The sequence below is a fragment of the Amycolatopsis pretoriensis genome, from assembly GCF_900107925.1.
GTDB lineage: Bacteria > Actinomycetota > Actinomycetes > Mycobacteriales > Pseudonocardiaceae > Amycolatopsis > Amycolatopsis pretoriensis.
In genome coordinates, this window is the sequence record NZ_FNUJ01000015.1 from 159,113 (window position 1) to 176,737 (window position 17,625).

Sequence of the window (17,625 nt, forward strand, 5' to 3'; positions counted from 1 at the left end):
GGTTCCCCTGTCGTGCCCGGAAGGTAGCGAAGACGATGACCGTGCAAGAGACGCCGGCCGAAACGGACGGCACCGCGCCGAGAACCGCCGGCTTGGCGGAGCTGTTCGCCGCACGGGCGCTTTCGGCGCCGGACGCCGTCGCCGTGGAAGGTGCCGGCGTCCGGCTGACCTACGGCGAGCTGCACGAGCGGGCCGACCGGCTCGCGGCCCACCTCGTCCGGCTGGGCCTGCGGCCGGAGGACCGGGTCGGGCTCCTGCTCGGCCGGTCGGCGGAGCTGGTCGTCGCCGAGCTGGCGGTCGTCACGGCCGGGGGCGCGTACGTGCCCCTCGACGGCCGCGCGCCGGACAGCCGGCTGCGCACCCTCCTGGCCGACGCGGGGGTGGCGGTGCTGGTGACCGATGACCCGGACCGGGCCACGGTGATCCACAGTGGACTCACCGTGCACGCGGGCGAACCGTTGCCGGACGCGGGATTCGTCGTACCGCCGGCGGATCCGGACCGGCTGGCGTACCTGATGCACACCTCGGGCTCGACCGGGACGCCCAAGGGCGTCGCCGTCCGGCACCGCGATGTCGTGGCGCTCGCCGCGGACCGCCGTTTCGCCGGCGGTGCGCACGAACGCGTCCTGCTGCACTCGCCGGTCGCCTTCGACGCGTCGACCTACGAGCTGTGGGTGCCGCTGCTGAACGGCGGCACCGTGGTGGTCGCCCCGCCCGGCGACCTCGACGTCGAGACACTGCGGACCGTCCTCATGCGACACAGCGTGACGGCGCTTTGGCTGACAGCCGGCCTGTTCCGCGTCGTCGCCCAGGAGGCGCCGGACTGCTTCCGCGGCGTGCGGGAAGTCTGGACCGGCGGGGACGTCGTCCCGCCCGAGTCCGTGCGACGCGTGCTGCGGGCGTGCCCCGGCTTGACCGTGGTCGACGGCTACGGCCCGACCGAGACGACCACGTTCGCCACCTCCCACCGGCTGCCGTCGGCGGACGCGGTCCCGGCGGCCGTGCCGATCGGCCGTCCGCTCGACGACATGCGCGCGTACGTCCTGGACGGCGACCTCGCCCCGGTCGCCGACGGCGAACCCGGCGAACTCCACCTGGCCGGTGCCGGGCTGGCCCGCGGCTACTGGGCCCGGCCCGGCGCGACGGCGGAGAAGTTCGTCGCCGACCCGGCCGGCGCGCCCGGCGACCGCATGTACCGCACCGGCGACCTGGTGCGCCGCAACGAGAACGGCGAGCTGGAGTTCCTCGGCCGGGTCGATGACCAGGTCAAGGTCCGCGGCTTCCGGGTCGAGCTGGGCGAGATCGAGACCGTGCTCGCCGCGGCCCCCGGCGTCGCCGAGGTCGTCGTGGTGGCACGCGAGGACCGGCCCGGCCTCAAGCGCCTGGTGGCCTACGTGGTGGGGGAGCCGGGCGACCTCGAAGCGGTCGCCGCCGCGGCCCTGCCCGACTACATGGTGCCCTCGGCGTTCGTCGTGCTCGACGCGCTTCCGTTGAGCGGCAACGGGAAGGTCGACCGGCGCGCCCTGCCCGCGCCGCCTGCCGAAGCCGGGGAAATCACGGAACCGCGGACGGACACCGAGCGTGCCGTCGCGGGTGTCCTGGCGGAAGTGCTGGGCGTTGAGTGTCTCGGCGTCGACGAGGACTTCTTCGCCCTCGGCGGCGACTCGATCCTGGCGGTTCAGGCGCTGTCGCGGCTGCGCCGGGAGTTCGGCGCCACGCTGTCGGCGCGGACGTTGTTCGACGCACCGACCGTGGCCGGACTGGCGAGCATCCTGGCGGAAGCGGCCCCGGGCGAGGCCGCGATTCCGGTCGCGCCGCCGTCGGACGTGATCCCGCTTTCGCCGGCCCAGCGGCGGTTGTGGTTCCTTGACGAACTGACCGGTGGCAGCGCCGAGTACAACACCGGCGTCGGGCTCCGGCTGTCCGGCCCGCTCGATGTCGACGCCTTGCGCGGGGCCCTGGCGTCGCTCTGCGCGCGGCACGAATCGCTGCGGACGACGTTCGGGGACGACGTCCAGCAGATCGCGCCCACCGGCGCAATCCCGTTACGCATCAGGGAAGAACCGCCGGACGAGGACGTGCTGAAGGCCGAGCTGAGCGAGCCGTTCGACCTGCGGACCGGCCCGCTGACCCGCGCCACGCTGTTCCCGCTCGGGCCCGATGAGCACCTGCTCCTGCTGTGCCAGCACCACATCATCACCGACGGCCGCTCGATCGGCGTGCTCACCGAAGAACTCCTCGACTTCTACGGCGGCGTGACCCCACCGCCGCTGGATCTCGGTTACCGCGACTACACGCACTGGCGCCTGGCGTCCACTTCGGACGACCAGCTCGCGTACTGGCGCGAAAACCTGACCGGCATCGAACCACTCGCCCTGCCGACGGACCGGCCCCGCCCGCCGCAGCGCACGACCGGCGGCGCGGTGCACCGGCACGACCTCCCGGCCGGCCTGGTCGGAAAGATCGCCGACGCCGGCCGCCCGCACGGCGCCACGCTCTTCATGACGCTCACCGCCGCGGTGCAGGTACTCCTCGCGGCCTACAGCGGGCAGCGCGACATCGCCGTCGGCACCGCGGTCGCCGGACGCGACCGGGCCGAATTCGAAGCCTTGACGGGATTCTTCGTCAACACGCTCGTCCTGCGGTCCGCTGTGGACGGTGACCGGCCGTTCGACGACTTCCTCGGCGAGTTCCGGGAAACCGTGCTGGCGGCGTTCGCCCACGGCGACGTCCCCTTCGACCGCGTCGTCGACGAGGTCCAGCCGGACCGCGACCCCTCCCGGACGCCGCTGGTGCAGGCCGTCGTCGTCCTGCAGACCCCCTTGGTGCGGCCCCGCGAGACCGCCGGGCTGCGGGTGACCGAGTACGACCTGCCACGCCCGTCGGCCCGGTTCGACCTGGTCGTCGAGTTCTGGCCGCACACCGACGGCCTGCGCGTGACGGTCGAGTACGCCACCGCGCTCTTCGACGCGGCCACGATCGAGCGCCTCACGCTCGGCCTGGAGACGCTGCTGACCGGGATCGCCGCCGACCCGGCGCGTCCGGTGGGCGACCTCCCGCTGCTCACCGACGCGGACCACCGCTTCCTGCTCCCGGCGAGCACAACCAACTCCGAGGGCACCGTGCCGGACCTGTTCGACCGCCGCGCCGCCCGCCACCCGGACGCGACGGCGGTGACCGGCGACGAAGAGCTGACCTACCGCGAACTGAAGAACCGAGCCGATCGGCTCGCCCGGCGGCTGATCCGGCTCGGCGTCCGCCCGGAGGACCGGGTCGGCGTCCTCATGGACCGCTCGGCCGCCCAGGTCGTCGCGGTGCTCGCCGTCCTCAAGGCCGGCGCCGCCTACCTCCCGCTGGACCTGCGGGCCCCGGCCGACCGGATGCGGCTGGTCCTCGACGGCACCCCGCTGCTGCTCACCGACGGGCACTGGCAGGACACCGCGGCCGACGTCCACCCGGCACCCTTCGTGGTCACCGACGTCGACGAGCCGGCGTCCACTTCGGACATCGTGCCGGATCCGCAGCACCTGGCCTACGTCGAATACACCTCCGGGTCCACCGGCGTCCCGAAGGGCGTGGCCGTGCGGCACGCCGACGTCACCGCGCTCGCCGCCGACCCGCGGTTCGCCGGTGGCGCCCACGAGCGGGTGCTGCTGCACTCGCCGCTCGCCTTCGACGCCTCGACCTACGAGCTGTGGGTCCCGCTGCTGAACGGCGGCACCGTCGTCGTCGCGCCGCCCGGCGACCTGGACGCCGACGCCCTCCGCCGGCTCACCGCCGAACACCGTGTCACCGCGTTGTGGCTGACCGCCGGGCTCTTCCGGCTCTTCGCCGAGGACGACCCGGAGTGTTTCGCCGGCCTGCGCGAGGTCTGGACTGGCGGCGACGTCGTCCCGCCGGCCGCCGCGCGCCGCGTCCTCGCCGGCTGCCCGGGGCTCACGGTCGTCGACGGCTACGGCCCGACCGAGACCACGACGTTCGCCTCGTCGTTCCCCATGCCGTCGGCGGACGCGGTCCCCGAGACCGTCCCGATCGGCACACCCCTGGCCGGCATGCGCGTGTACCTGCTCGACGACCGGCTGCGGCTGGTGCCGCGCGGCGCGCTCGGCGAGGTCTGCATCGCCGGCGCCGGCCTCGCTCGCGGGTACTTCGCCCGGCCGGGCGCGACCGCCGAGCGGTTCGTCGCCGACCCGTTCGGCGCGCCGGGTGACCGGATGTACCGGACCGGCGACCGCGGCCGCTGGCGCACCGACGGCACCCTCGAGTTCGCCGGCCGGGCCGACGACCAGGTGAAGATCCGCGGCTTCCGCGTCGAACCCGCCGAGGTCGAACGCGTGCTGGCCGCCCAGCCGGGGGTCGCGCAGGCCGTCGTGGCCGTGCGCGTCACCGGCGCGCGCAAGCAGCTGACCGGGTACGTCGTCCCGGTCGATAAATCCACTGTGGACACCGAAGCGCTGCGGCACGCGGTCGGCCGCACGGTGCCGGACTACATGGTGCCGTCGGCGATCGTCGTCCTGGACGCGTTGCCGCTCAACGCGAACGGCAAGGTCGACCGGCACGCCCTGCCCGAGCCGCGCTTCGAGTCCACTGCGGACCGGACACCGCGCACCGAACGGGAAGCCGTGCTCGCCGGGATCTGGGCCGACGTGCTGGGCGTCGACCGCGTCGGCGTCGAGGACAACTTCTTCGCCCTCGGCGGCGATTCGATCCTCAGCATCCAGGTCAGCGCCCGGGCCCGGCGCGCCGGCCTCGCCGTCACCACGGCCGACCTGTTCCGGCACCAGACGATCGCGGCGCTCGCCCCGGTGATCGGGGACGCCGCCGCCAGCCCGGACCGCGGGCCGGTGACCGGTGACGTCGTGCTGACGCCGATCCAGTGCTGGTTCTTCGACACCGTCGCGGTGCCGTACCGGTTCGACCAGGCGATCGCGGTCGACCTCGCGGAGAACGTCGGCGAAGTCGCTCTCGCCACGGCGCTGTCCGCGCTGACCGAGCACCACGACGCCCTGCGGATGCGGTTCGAGCCCGATGGAGACGGCTGGCGGCAGCACAACGCCCCCATCGGCGATGGGCACTCGCTGCTGAGGTGGGCGCTGTCCGGGGAGCCCGGCCGGCGCGTGCTGCACCTGGCCGCGCACCACCTGGTCGTCGACGGCGTGTCGTGGCGGCTGCTGCTCGAAGACCTCGACCGCGCCTACCACCAGGTCACTCGCGGCGAAGCCGTCGACCTCGGCTCGCGGACGACGTCGTTCCGCGACTGGGCCGGGAAGCTCTCCGCCCACGCCGAAGCGGGTGGTTTCGACGACGAACTCGGCCACTGGCAGAGCCTGCCCGAGGCGGCCCCGATCCCGGTCGACGGCCACGGCGCGAACACGGTCGGCCGGGCCCGGGAAGTCACCGTCCGGCTCACCGCCGAGGAGACGCGGGCGCTGCTGCGGCAGGTGCCCGAGGTGTACCGGACGCAGGTCAACGACGTGCTGCTGACCGCGCTCGGCCGCGTACTGGGGGAGTGGACCGGGCACGTCCCGGTGATCGACCTCGAAGGCCACGGCCGCGAAGAACTGTTCGGCGACCTCGACCTGTCCCGGACGGTCGGCTGGTTCACCAGCATGTTCCCGGTGGCCCTCGACGTGCCGGACGACTGGGGTACCGCGCTGAAGTCCGTGAAGGAGCAGCTGCGGGCGGTTCCGCGGCGTGGGATCGGCTACGGCGCCCTGCGCTACCTGACCGGGACGGCGCCGGTGATCACCCCGCCCGTCAGCTTCAACTACCTCGGCCAGTTCGACCTGCCCGGCGACCTCTACGCCGGCCTGCACCGCGAGCTGTCCCTCGACGCCGACCCCAGCGACAGCCGCCCCCACCTCCTCGAAGTCGTCGGGCGGGTCGACGGCGACACGCTCGAATTCGGCTGGCACTACGCCGAAGGCGTCCACGACGAATCCACCGTCCGCCGGCTGGCGGACGGGATGCTCGATGCGCTGCGGGCGATCGCAGAGCACTGCGCGGACCCGGCCGCGGGCGGTCGCACGCCGTCCGACTTCCCCCTCGCGCGGCTAGACCAGTCCACACTGGACACCTTGGCCGGCGACGGCCGCGCGATCGAAGACGTCTACCCGCTGACGCCGATGCAGGCCGGCATGGTCTTCCACGACCTGGCCCAGCCCGGCGAGCGCGTCTACTTCGAACAGATCTCCTTCACCCTCGACGACGTACCGGATCCGCGCCGGCTCGGGGAGGCGTTCCAGCGGGTCGTCGACCGGACCCCGGTGCTGCGCAGCCGGATCGTCTGGGACGGCGTACCCGAGCCGCTCCAGATCGTGCAGCGCACGGCGGAACTCCCGGTCACCTACGACGTCGACGAAGCCGAGTACCTCGCCGCGGACCTGGCCGAAGGGCTGGACCTGACGAAGGCGCCGCTGGCCCGGCTGGCCGTCGCGCAGGCGTCCGGCACGGCCGTGCGGGTGATCTGGACGTTCCACCACGTCCTGCTCGACGGCTGGAGTGTCTTCGGCATCCTCAACGACGTCGTCGCGCTGCTGCGCGGCGAAGAACCCCCTGCGCGGCGCCCGTTCCGCGAGTACGCGGCCTGGCTGGCCGGCCAGGACGACACCCTCGCCGAGACGTACTGGCGTGCCGGACTCGCCGGCGTGACACCCACGCCGCTGCCCGGCGAGCGGGTGTCCGGCCACGCCCACTCGGCCAGTTCCAGCGCCCGCGTCCCCCTGGAGCTCGACGACACGGGGTCGGCGGCGGTGTACGCCTTCGCCCGCCGCCACCGGCTGACCGTGAACACCCTCGTCCAAGGTGCCTGGGCCGCGTTGTTGTCCCGCTACAGCGGCGAACCCGAGGTCTGCTTCGGCGCGACGGTGTCCGGCCGCCCGGCCGAGCTGCCCGGCGCGGACGACATCCCCGGCCTGTTCATCAACACCCTCCCCGTCCGCGTCCGGCTCGACCCGGACCACGGCGTCGCCGCCTGGCTGCGCGAACTCCAGGCCGCGCAGGCGGAATCCCGGCGGTTCGGGCACGTCGGGCTGCCCCGGCTGCAGACGTGGAGCGGCACCGGCGGCAGCCTGTTCGACAGCATCGTCGTCTTCGAGAACTACCCGGTCGACGAGGTCTCCGGGCTGCGGGACGTCGTGGCGGCCGAGCGCACCAACTACCCGCTCGGGCTGGTCGCCTACCCGGGCCGCCGGCTGTCGCTGGTGCTGACCCACGACCCGGCGGTCATCGCCCCGGCGGTCGCCGCCCGGCTCGCCACCCACCTCGAAGCCCTGGTCCGGGGCATGGTCGCCGCGCCGGACGCGCCGGTCACGCGGGTGCCGATGCTGTCGGCCGCCGAAGTCCGGCAGCTGGTCAGCGACCGCAACGACACCGCGAGCCCGGTGCCGGCGGTGACCGTGCCCGAGCTGTTCGACGCCCGCGTGCGCAGTCATCCGGCCGCGGTCGCGCTGGTGACCGACGAACAGACCGTCACCTACGGCGAGCTCGACGTCCGCGCGAACCGGCTGGCCCACCGGCTCCTCGAGTTCGGCGTCCGGCCCGAAGACCGGGTCGCCGTCCTGATGGACCGTTCGCCCGCGCTGGTCGTCGCCGAGCTGGCCATCCTCAAGGCCGGGGCCGCGTACCTGCCCCTGGACCTGCGTGCTCCCGCCGACCGGCTGCGACTGCTCCTCGCCGAAGCCGGGGCGGACGTGCTCGTCACCGACGCGACCTGGCTGGCGACCGCCGAGGAAGTCCACAGTGGACCTGTCGTCACGGGCGCCGACGACCGGCCCGAAATGCCGCCGGAGGTGCGGGTCGAGGCCGATCAGCTCGCCTACGTCATCTACACGTCCGGGTCGACCGGCAAGCCCAAGGGTGTCGCCGCGCGGCACCGCGATGTCGTCACCCTGGCCGCGGACCGGCGGTTCGCCGCGCACGACCGGGTGCTGCTGCACTCGCCGCAGGCCTTCGACGCCTCGACCTACGAGCTGTGGGTCCCGTTGCTGAACGGCGGCACGGTCGTGCTCGCCCCGCCCGGCGACCTCGACGTCCACACCCTCGGCCGCGCGCTCACCACGCACGGCGTCACCGGCGCGTTCCTCACCACCGGGCTGTTCCGGCTGGTCGCCCAGGAAGCCCCCGAGGTCTTCGCCGGGCTGCGCGAGGTCTGGACCGGCGGCGACGCCGTGCCCGCGGCCGCCCTGCGCCGCGTCCAGGCCGCGTGCCCCGGCGTCCTCGTCGCCGACGTCTACGGCCCCACCGAGACCACGACCTTCGCGACCGTGCACCCGCTGCCCGGCGACATCCCCGACGTCGTTCCGATCGGGGCGCCGCTGGACAACACACGCGTCTACGTCCTCGACGGCGACCTGCGCCTCGCCCCGCCGGGCGCGCCCGGCGAGCTGCACATCGCCGGCGCCGGGCTCGCGCGCGGCTACCTCGGCCGGCCCGGCCCGACCGCCGACCGGTTCGTCGCGGACCCGTTCGGGCCGCCGGGGGAGCGGATGTACCGCACCGGCGACCTCGTGCGCTGGACCGCCGAGGGCGCGCTCGAATTCGTCGGCCGCGTCGACGAGCAGCTGAAGGTCCGCGGCTTCCGCGTCGAGCCGAGCGAAATCGAGGCGGCGCTCGGCGAGCACCCGGACGTCGTGCAGGCCGCGGTGCTGGCCCGCGCGGACGGCGGCGTCAAGCGGCTGGTCGCCTACGTCGTCGGCGAAACCGCCGGGCTGGCGGAGTTCCTCGGCCGGACGCTGCCGGACTACATGGTGCCCGCCGCGTTCGTCCGGCTGGACCGGTTCCCGGTGAACGTCAACGGCAAGCTCGACCGGAAAGCGCTACCCGCGCCGGACTTCGGCGGCCGGGAGCACGTGGCTCCGCGCACCGACCGCGAACGCGTGGTCACCGAGATCTGGGCCGAGGTGCTGGGCGTCGAGCGCGTCGGCGCGACCGACGACTTCTTCACCCTCGGCGGCGACTCGATCCTCAGCATCCAGGTCGTGTCCCGCGCCCGCCGGGCCGGCCTCGAATTGCTGCCCGGCGACCTGTTCGCCCACCGCACGCCGGCGGCGCTCGCCGCGGCGGCGCGTACCGCCACCGAGACCGCCGAGCGCGGCCCGGTCAGCGGTCCGGTGCCGCTGACGCCCATCCAGCGCTGGTTCTTCGCGACGCAGACCACGGCGCCGGACCACTTCCACCAGTTCGTCCACTTGGGACCGGACACTGTGGACGTCGGCGCGGCCCGCCAGGCCGTCGACGCGCTGCTGGCCCACCACGACGCCCTCCGGATGCGGTTCACCCACGACGAAGGCGGGTGGCACCAGGAAAACGGCGCGGTCGGCGCCGAAACCCCGCTCGTGCGCCTCGAGGTCGCCGAGCACGACGTCAAGCTCGCCGTGCACCACCTCGTCGTCGACGGCGTCTCGTGGCGCGTGCTTATCGAGGACTTCGAACGCGCCTACGAGCAGGCGCTGCGCGGCGAGCCGATCGACCTCGGCCCGCGCACGACGTCGTTCCGCGAGTGGGCGACCCGCCTCACCGAGCACGCCGAGGCCGGCGGCTTCGACGACGAACTCGCCCACTGGCGGGGCCTGCCGGAAGCGACGCCGATCCCGGTCGACGGCGAAGGCGACATGACGGTCGCCGGGATGCGATCGGTCACCGTCCGGCTGCCCGAACCCGAGACGACCGCCTTGCTGCGCGAGGTCCCGCCGGTCTACCGGACGCAGGTCAACGACGTGCTGCTGACCGCGCTCGGCCGGGTGCTGCGGGACTGGACCGGGGCGACGCCCGTCGTCGCCCTCGAAGGCCACGGCCGCGAGGACCTGTTCGCCGATGTCGACTTGTCGAGGACGGTCGGTTGGTTCACCAGCGTCTTCCCGGTGGCCCTGGACGTCCCGGACGACTGGGGCACCGCGCTCAAGGCCGTCAAGGAGCAGCTGCGCGCGGTTCCGCGCCGCGGCATCGGCTACGGCGCCCTGCGGTACCTGGCCGGCACCGCCCCGGCGATCGACCCACAGGTCAGCTTCAACTACCTCGGGCAGTTCGGTTCCGGGCGCCTCGAATCCGACGAGAGCCCGCGCTCGGCGCGGGCGCACCTGCTCGACGTCGTCGGCCGCGTCGAAGCCGGGGAACTCGAACTGACCTGGTACTACGCCGAGGGCGTCCACCAGGAACCCACAGTGGACTCCCTGGCCACCGCGATGCTCGACATGCTGCGCGAGATCGTCCGGCACTGCGCGGAACCCGGAGCCGGCGGCCGTACGCCGTCCGACTTCCCCCTGGCCAAGATCGATCAGTCCACATTGGACGAACTGGTCGGCGACGGGCGCGCGGTCGAGGACGTCTACCCGCTGACGCCGATGCAGTCCGGCATGGTCTTCCACGCGCTGTCCCAGCGCGAGGAACGCGTCTACTTCCAGCAGGTCGCCTTCGTGCTCGACGGCGTCCGCGACCCGGCAGCCCTCGAACGCGCCTGGCGGCGGGTCGTCGAGGAGACCCCGGTGCTGCGCACGCGGATCGTCTGGGAGGACGTGCCCGAGCCCGTCCAGGTCGTTCAGCGCCACGCCGACGTCCCGATCACCCACCTCGACTGGCGCGGCCGCACCCCGGACGAGCGCCAAGAGGCCTGGCAGGACGTCCTCGCCGCCGACCGCGCCCGCGGCCTCGACCTCACCGAGACGCCGTTGCTGCGCCTGGTGCTGGCGCGTCTGTCCGACACCGAAGTCCGCGTGCTGTGGACGTTCCACCACGTCCTGCTCGACGGCTGGAGCGTCTTCGGCGTGCTGTCCGACGTTTTCGCCGCCTACGCCGGCGGTGCACTGCCCGAGCGGCCGCCGTTCCGCGACTACGTGGCCTGGCTGGCCCGCCAGGACGACGCCGCGGCGGAACGCCACTGGCGCGCGGAACTCGGCGACCTGGTGGAACCCGCCCGGCTGCCCTTCGACCGCGTGCCCGCGCAAGCCCACACCACCCGGTCCTCGCAGTGGCTGCGCATCCCGCTAGAGAACTCCGACCGGCTGCGGGACGCGGCTCGGCGCGCCGGGCTCACGGTGAACACGGTCCTGCAGGGCGCGTGGGCGCTGCTGCTGGCTCGCCTCGGCGGCGAACGGGACGTCTGCTTCGGCACGACGGTGTCCGGCCGCCCGGTCGAACTGCCCGGCGCCGACGACGTCACCGGCATCTTCATCAACACGCTGCCCGTGCGCGTCACCGTCGCGGGCGGATCGGTGGCGGACTGGCTGGCCGCGTTGCAGGCGCGCCAGGTCGAGTCGCGCCGGTACGGGCACCTGCCGCTGACGAAGCTGCAGGCGTGGAGCGGTACCACGGGGAGTCTCTTCGACAGCATCGTCGTGTTCGAGAACTACCCGGCCGACACCGCGGCGGCGCACGGCCTGACCTTGCGGGACGTCGACGCGGCCGAGACGACCAACTACCCGCTCAGCGTCGTCGCCTCGCCGGGGGAGCGCATCACCCTCGACGTCGGCTACGACCCGGACCTGTTCGACACCGCGACGGCCGAGCGGATCGCGCGGCAGCTCACCGGCGTCCTCGACGCCTTCGCCGCGGACCTGAACCGGCCCCTGTCCGACGTCGACCTGCTCACCGAAGCCGAACGCCGGCAGGTGCTGATCGAGTGGAACGCCACCGCACACCCGCTGCCGGACGACGATCTGGCGCACCTGTTCGCCGCCCAGGTCGAGCGCACCCCGGACGCCGTCGCGTTGACCGGGGACGGCTTCCAGCTGACCTACGCCGAACTGGACGAGGCCGCCGACCGGCTCGCGCGGCACCTGGTCTCGCTCGGTGCCGGGCCCGAACGCCTGGTCGGGGTGCTCATGGACCGCTCGCCCGGGCTGCTCGTCGCCGAACTGGCGATCATCAAGGCGGGCGCGGCCTACCTGCCGCTGGACACCCGCGCACCCGCACCCCGGCTCAAGACCCTCCTCACCGGCGTGACGATCCTCGTCGCCGACGACAGCTGGGCCTGGACCGCCCGGGCGATCCACAAGGGACTCGTCGTCGTGCCGGACGGCCGGACGGCGGACGTGCCGCTGCCCACCGCGGACCGGGACAACCTCGCCTATGTGATGTACACGTCCGGTTCGACGGGGACGCCGAAGGGCGTGGCCGTGCGCCGGCGGGACGTCGTGGCGCTGGCCGCCGACCGGCGGTTCGGCCCGCACGACCGGGTGCTGCTGCACTCGCCGCACTCGTTCGACGCCTCGACGTACGAACTCTGGGTCCCGCTGCTCACCGGCGGCACGGTCGTCGTCGCGCCGCCGGGCGACCTCGACGTCGACACCCTCGGCCGGCTGCTCACCACGCACGGCGTGACCGGCGCGTTCCTCACCACCGGGCTGTTCCGGCTGGTCGCGCAGGAAGCCCCGGCCGCCTTCGCGGGGATGAGGGAGGTGTGGACCGGCGGCGACGCCGTACCGGCCGCCGCCCTGCGCCGCGTCCGCGAAGCCTGCCCCGGCACCGTGGTCGCCGACGTCTACGGCCCCACCGAAACCACGACCTTCGCGACCGTGCACCCGATGCCCGGCGCGGTCCCGGACGTCGTCCCGATCGGCAAGCCCCTGGACAACATGCGCGCCTACGTCCTCGGCCCGGACCTGCGGCCGGTGCCGCCCGGCGCCCCCGGCGAGCTGTACCTCGCCGGGGAAGGCCTGGCCCGCGGGTACCTCGGCCGGCCCGGGCTCACGGCCGAGCGGTTCGTCGCCGACCCGTTCGGGCCGGCGGGGGAGCGGATGTACCGCACCGGCGACCTCGCGCGCTGGACCGCCCGCGGCGAACTGGAGTTCGCCGGCCGCGCCGACGAGCAGGTCAAGGTCCGCGGGTTCCGCATCGAGCCCGGCGAGATCGAAGCCGCGCTGGCCGCCCACCCCGGGATCGCCCAGGCCGCGGTGGTGGCGCGCGAAGACCACGGCGTCAAGCGCCTGGTCGCCTACTTCACGGGCGACGGCAACGACTTGGCCGAATTCCTCGGGCAGACGCTGCCCGACTACATGGTCCCGGCCGCGTTCGTCCGGCTCGAGCGCTTCCCGTTGAACGTCAACGGGAAACTCGACCGGCACGCCCTCCCGGCCCCGGACTTCGCCGCGGGCGGCACCCGCCGGGCGCCGTCGACCGAGGCCGAGCGGGCCTTGGCCGCGATCTGGGCGGACGTGCTCGGCGTCGAGGACGTCGGCGCCGAGACGAACTTCTTCGAACTCGGCGGCGACTCGATCCTCAGCATCCAGGTCGTCTCCCGCGCCCGCCGCGCCGGCCTGACCCTGCTGCCGCACGACGTCTTCCGGCACCCGACCCTGGCCGCGCTCGCGGCCCACGCCGGCACCGACGACGGCCCGCGCGCCGAACAGGGCCCGGTCACCGGTGACGCACCGCTCACCCCGATCCAGCGGTGGTACTTCGAAACCCAGCCCGCGCGGTTCGACCAGCGCGTCGTCCTCGAGGATGTCGACGAGGCGGCCGTACGCGGTGCGCTCGAGGCGGTGTGGGCGCACCACGACGCTCTCCGCCTGCGGTTCGAGGGTGGCGTCCAGCACGGCGAGCCGGTGTGGCCCGCGGAGCTGCTCACCAAGGAGGTCTCGTTCGACCTCGGGCGCGGGCCGCTGCTGAACGCCGTCCTCGACGGGCGGCGGCTGCTGCTCGCCGCGCACCACCTGGTCGTCGACGGCGTCTCGTGGCGGATCCTCTTGGAGGACTTCCAGGCGGCGTACCGCGGTGAGGACCTCGCGCCGAAGACGACCTCGTTCCTCGCCTGGGCCCGGAAACTGGCCGAGCACGCCGAAGCCGGCGGCTTCGACGACGAACTCGACCACTGGCGGAGCCTGCCGCCCGTGCCGCCGCTGCCCGCCGACGGCGAGGGCCCGGCCACCATCACCGACAGCCGCGAAGTCACCGTTCGGCTCACGGGCGACGAGACGCGGGCGCTGCTGCACGACGTCCCCGAGGTCTACCGGACGCAGGTCAACGACGTCCTGCTGGCCGCGCTCGGCCGCGTGCTGCGGGACTGGACCGGGCACCCCCCGGTGCTCGACCTCGAAGGCCACGGCCGCGAAGAACTCTTCGACGACGTCGACCTCTCCCGGACGGTCGGCTGGTTCACCACGATGTTCCCGGTCGCCGTGGACGTCCCGGACGACTGGGGCACGGCGTTGAAGTCGGTCAAGGAACAGCTGCGGGCGGTGCCGCGGCGCGGCATCGGTTACGGCGCCCTGCGGTACCTGACCGGCACGGCCCCCGCGATCGACCCCTTGGTCAGCTTCAACTACCTCGGCCGGTTCGACGACGCCGCCGGCGGCCTCGACGCCGACGTCGACCCGGACGCACCCCGCACGCACGCCCTCGACGTCGTCGGCCGGGTCGTCGGCGGGGAGCTGGAACTGACCTGGTCGCACATCGCCGGCGTACACCACCGGGACACCGTCGAGAACCTCGCCGAGCGGATGCTGACGGCGCTGCGGGAAATCGTCGCGCACTGCGCCGAACCGGGCGCGGGCGGCCGGACCCCGTCGGACTTCCCCCTGGTGTCGCTCAATCAGTCCATAGTGGACGACCTGGTCTCGCGGGGTGCCGAGGACGTCTACCCGGTGACGCCCATGCAGGGCGGCATGGTCTTCCACGGGCTGTCCCAGGCCGGCCAGGGCTTGTACTTCGAGCAGGCGACCTTCGTGCTCGACGGCGTCACCGACGTCGACCGGCTCGCCGAAGCCTGGCAGCGGGTCGTCGACCGCACGCCGATCCTGCGCACCGCGTTCGTCTGGGCCGGGGTCGCCGAACCGGTCCAGGTCGTGCACCGCGAAGTCACGCTGCCGGTCCGCCGCCTCGACTGGACCGGGGGCGACCGCGACGAGGAACTGCGCAAGCTCCTCGCCGAGGACCGCGCGGAAGGCCTCGACCTCGGCGCGGCGCCCCTGCTCCGGGTCGCGCTGGCCCGGCTCTCGGCCACCGAAGTCCAGGTGCTGTGGACGTTCCACCACGTCCTGCTCGACGGCTGGAGCGTCTTCCAGGTGCTCTCCGACGTCTGCACCGCCTACGCCGGGCAGCCGCTGCCCGCGCGGCCGCCGTTCCGCGACTACCTCGCTTGGCTGGGCCGCCAGGACCAGGCGGACGCCGAACGCTTCTGGCGCGCCGCGCTCGAAGGGATCGAGGGCCCGACGCCGATCCCCGCCGACCGGACGCCGGCCCCGGGCCACGCGCCGGTTTCGGCCGAGTGGCTGCCGGTCAAGCTCGACGAGCCCGCCACGGCCCGGCTCGACGCCTTTGTCAAACGCCACGGCCTCACCCACAACGTCGTGCTGCAGGGCGCGTGGGCGCTGCTGCTGTCGGTCTACAGTGGACGCGACGACGTCGTGTTCGGCGCCACCACCTCCGGCCGCCCGGCCGAAGTGCCCGGCGTGGACGACATCACCGGCATCTTCATCAACACCCTGCCGGTCCGAGCCGGCGTCGACCGCCGCGCCCGCGTGGCGGACTGGCTCGCCGGGCTGCAGGCCGCGCAGGCGGAGGCCCGCGGGCACGGGCACGTGCCGCTCGCCCGCGTCCAGGACTGGGCGGGCCTGCCCGGCGGCGTCGACCTGTGCGCCAGCCTGGTCGTGTTCGAGAACTACCCGATCACCGGCGCGGCCGCCGGTCACGGCCTGACCGTGCGCGGCCTGTCGGCGCGGGAAACGACCAACTTCCCGCTCACCGTGGTCGCGTCGCCGGGCGCCGAGCTGTCGGTCGACGTCGGCTACGACCCGGGCCTCTTCGACGCCGCGACGGTGTCCCGCCTGGCCGGGCACCTGCTGACGGTCCTCGGCGAGCTGGCCGCGGACGGCGACCGGACCCTCGGCGCGGTCACGATGACCACCCCGCAGGAGTCCCGGCTGCTGGCGCAGTGGTCGGCGACCGGCGACGAGCCGCCGGCCCGGTCGCTGCCCGCGCTGTTCGCCGAGCAGGTCCGCACCCGGCCGGACGCGGTCGCGGCCGTCCTCGACGGCGAGGCGGTCACCTACGCCGAGCTGAACCGCCGGGCCAACCGGCTCGCGAACCGCCTGGTGGGCCTGGGTTTGCGGCCGGAGGAACCGGTCGGGCTCGCCGTGTGCCGCACCGACGCCGTGGTCGCCGAGCTGGCCGTGGTCAAGGCCGGCGGCGCCTACCTGCCGATCGACACCCGCGCCCCGGCCGAACGGCAGAAGCTGCTGCTCGACGGTGTCCGGTTCGTCGTCTCGGCCGCGGAGTACCCGGTCGGGCAGACCGTGTTGCTGTCCTCTGTGGACGACGAGTCCGCCGCGGACCCCGAGGTCGCTGTCGATCCCGACCAGGCGGCGTACGTGATGTACACGTCCGGGTCCACCGGCGTGCCCAAGGGGGTCGTGGTGCGCCACCGCGATGTCGCCGCGCTGGCCGCCGACCGGCGGTTCCGCGGCGGCGCGCACGACCGCGTCCTGCTGCACTCGCCGCTGGCCTTCGACGCCACGACGTACGAGCTGTGGGTGCCGCTGCTCGGTGGCGGCCGGGTGGTCGTCGCCCCCGGCGAAGGCGTCGACGCGCCGGCGTTGCGCGACCTCGTGCGCGAGCACGGCGTGACCGCGATGTGGATCACCGCCGGGCTCTTCCGCGTCCTCGCCCAGGAAACCCCGGACTGCTTCAGCGGTTTGCGCGAAGTCTGGACCGGCGGCGACGTCGTCCCGGCGACCTCGGTGCGGCGCGTGCTGACCGCGTGTCCGGGGCTGCGGGTCGTCGACGGCTACGGACCGACCGAGACCACGACGTTCGCGACCGCGCACCCGATGGCCGACGTCGTCGGGGACCGGATCCCGATCGGCCGGCCCCTCGACGGCGTCCGGGCCCGCGTCGTGGACGCGGACCTGCGGCCGGTGCCGCCGGGCGTGCCCGGTGAACTGTGCCTGGCCGGGGCGGGCCTGGCCCGCGGCTACCGGGACCGGCCGGGCCTCACCGCGGACCGGTTCGTCGCCGATCCCCTCGGTGCGCCGGGGGAACGGATGTACCGCACCGGCGACCTCGTCCGCTGGAGCGCCGAAGGCACTCTCGAGTTCCTCGGCCGCCGCGACGACCAGGTCAAGCTGCGCGGGTTCCGCGTCGAACCAGGCGAGGTCGAGACCGTGCTGGCCCGGCACCCGGACGTGGCGCAGGCCGCGGTCGTCGTGCGCGAAGACCAGCCGGGCGCCAAGCAACTGGTCGCTTACGTGGTGTCCGATGTGGACGGGGAAACGCTGCGCGAGTTCCTGGCCCGCACCCTGCCGGACTACCTCGTGCCGACCGCGTTCGTCGCCCTCGAGGGACTGCCGGTCAGCGCCAACGGCAAGGTCGACCGCCGCGCGCTGCCCGCCCCCGCCGCGCCGGAAACCCGGCACGTCGAACCGGAGACCGAGACCGAACGCGCGCTCGCCGGGATCTGGGCCGAGGTGCTCGGCGTGGCCCGGGTCGGCGCCGAAGACAGCTTCTACACCCTCGGCGGCGACTCCCTGCGCAGCCTGCAGATCGCCGCGCAAGCCAGCGCGCTCTTCGACGTCCGGCTCACCCCGGCCGACGTCCTGACCGCGCGCACGGTCGCCGGGCTGGCCGGAACCGTCGAGGAACTCATCCTGGGCGAGCTGGAAAGCCTCGCCTTCGACCAGGAAGCGTGAGGACTGC

The 17,625-nt window shown here is 73.8% G+C and carries 1 protein-coding gene; it reads left to right on the top strand.

Translation table 11 applies throughout. From position 1 onward, the window contains the following. Positions 1-35: 35 nt before the first annotated feature. Complete coding sequence (locus BLV96_RS45330; RefSeq protein WP_086675823.1) at positions 36-17,618, top strand: non-ribosomal peptide synthetase; 17,583 nt, start codon at positions 36-38, stop codon at positions 17,616-17,618. Positions 17,619-17,625 lie beyond the last annotated feature (7 nt).

Bases quoted from the DNA above. Each gene is read 5' to 3' on its own strand.
- BLV96_RS45330 (WP_086675823.1), top strand. From the start codon at position 36: ATGACCGTGCAAGAGACGCCGGCCGAAACGGACGGCACCGCGCCGAGA.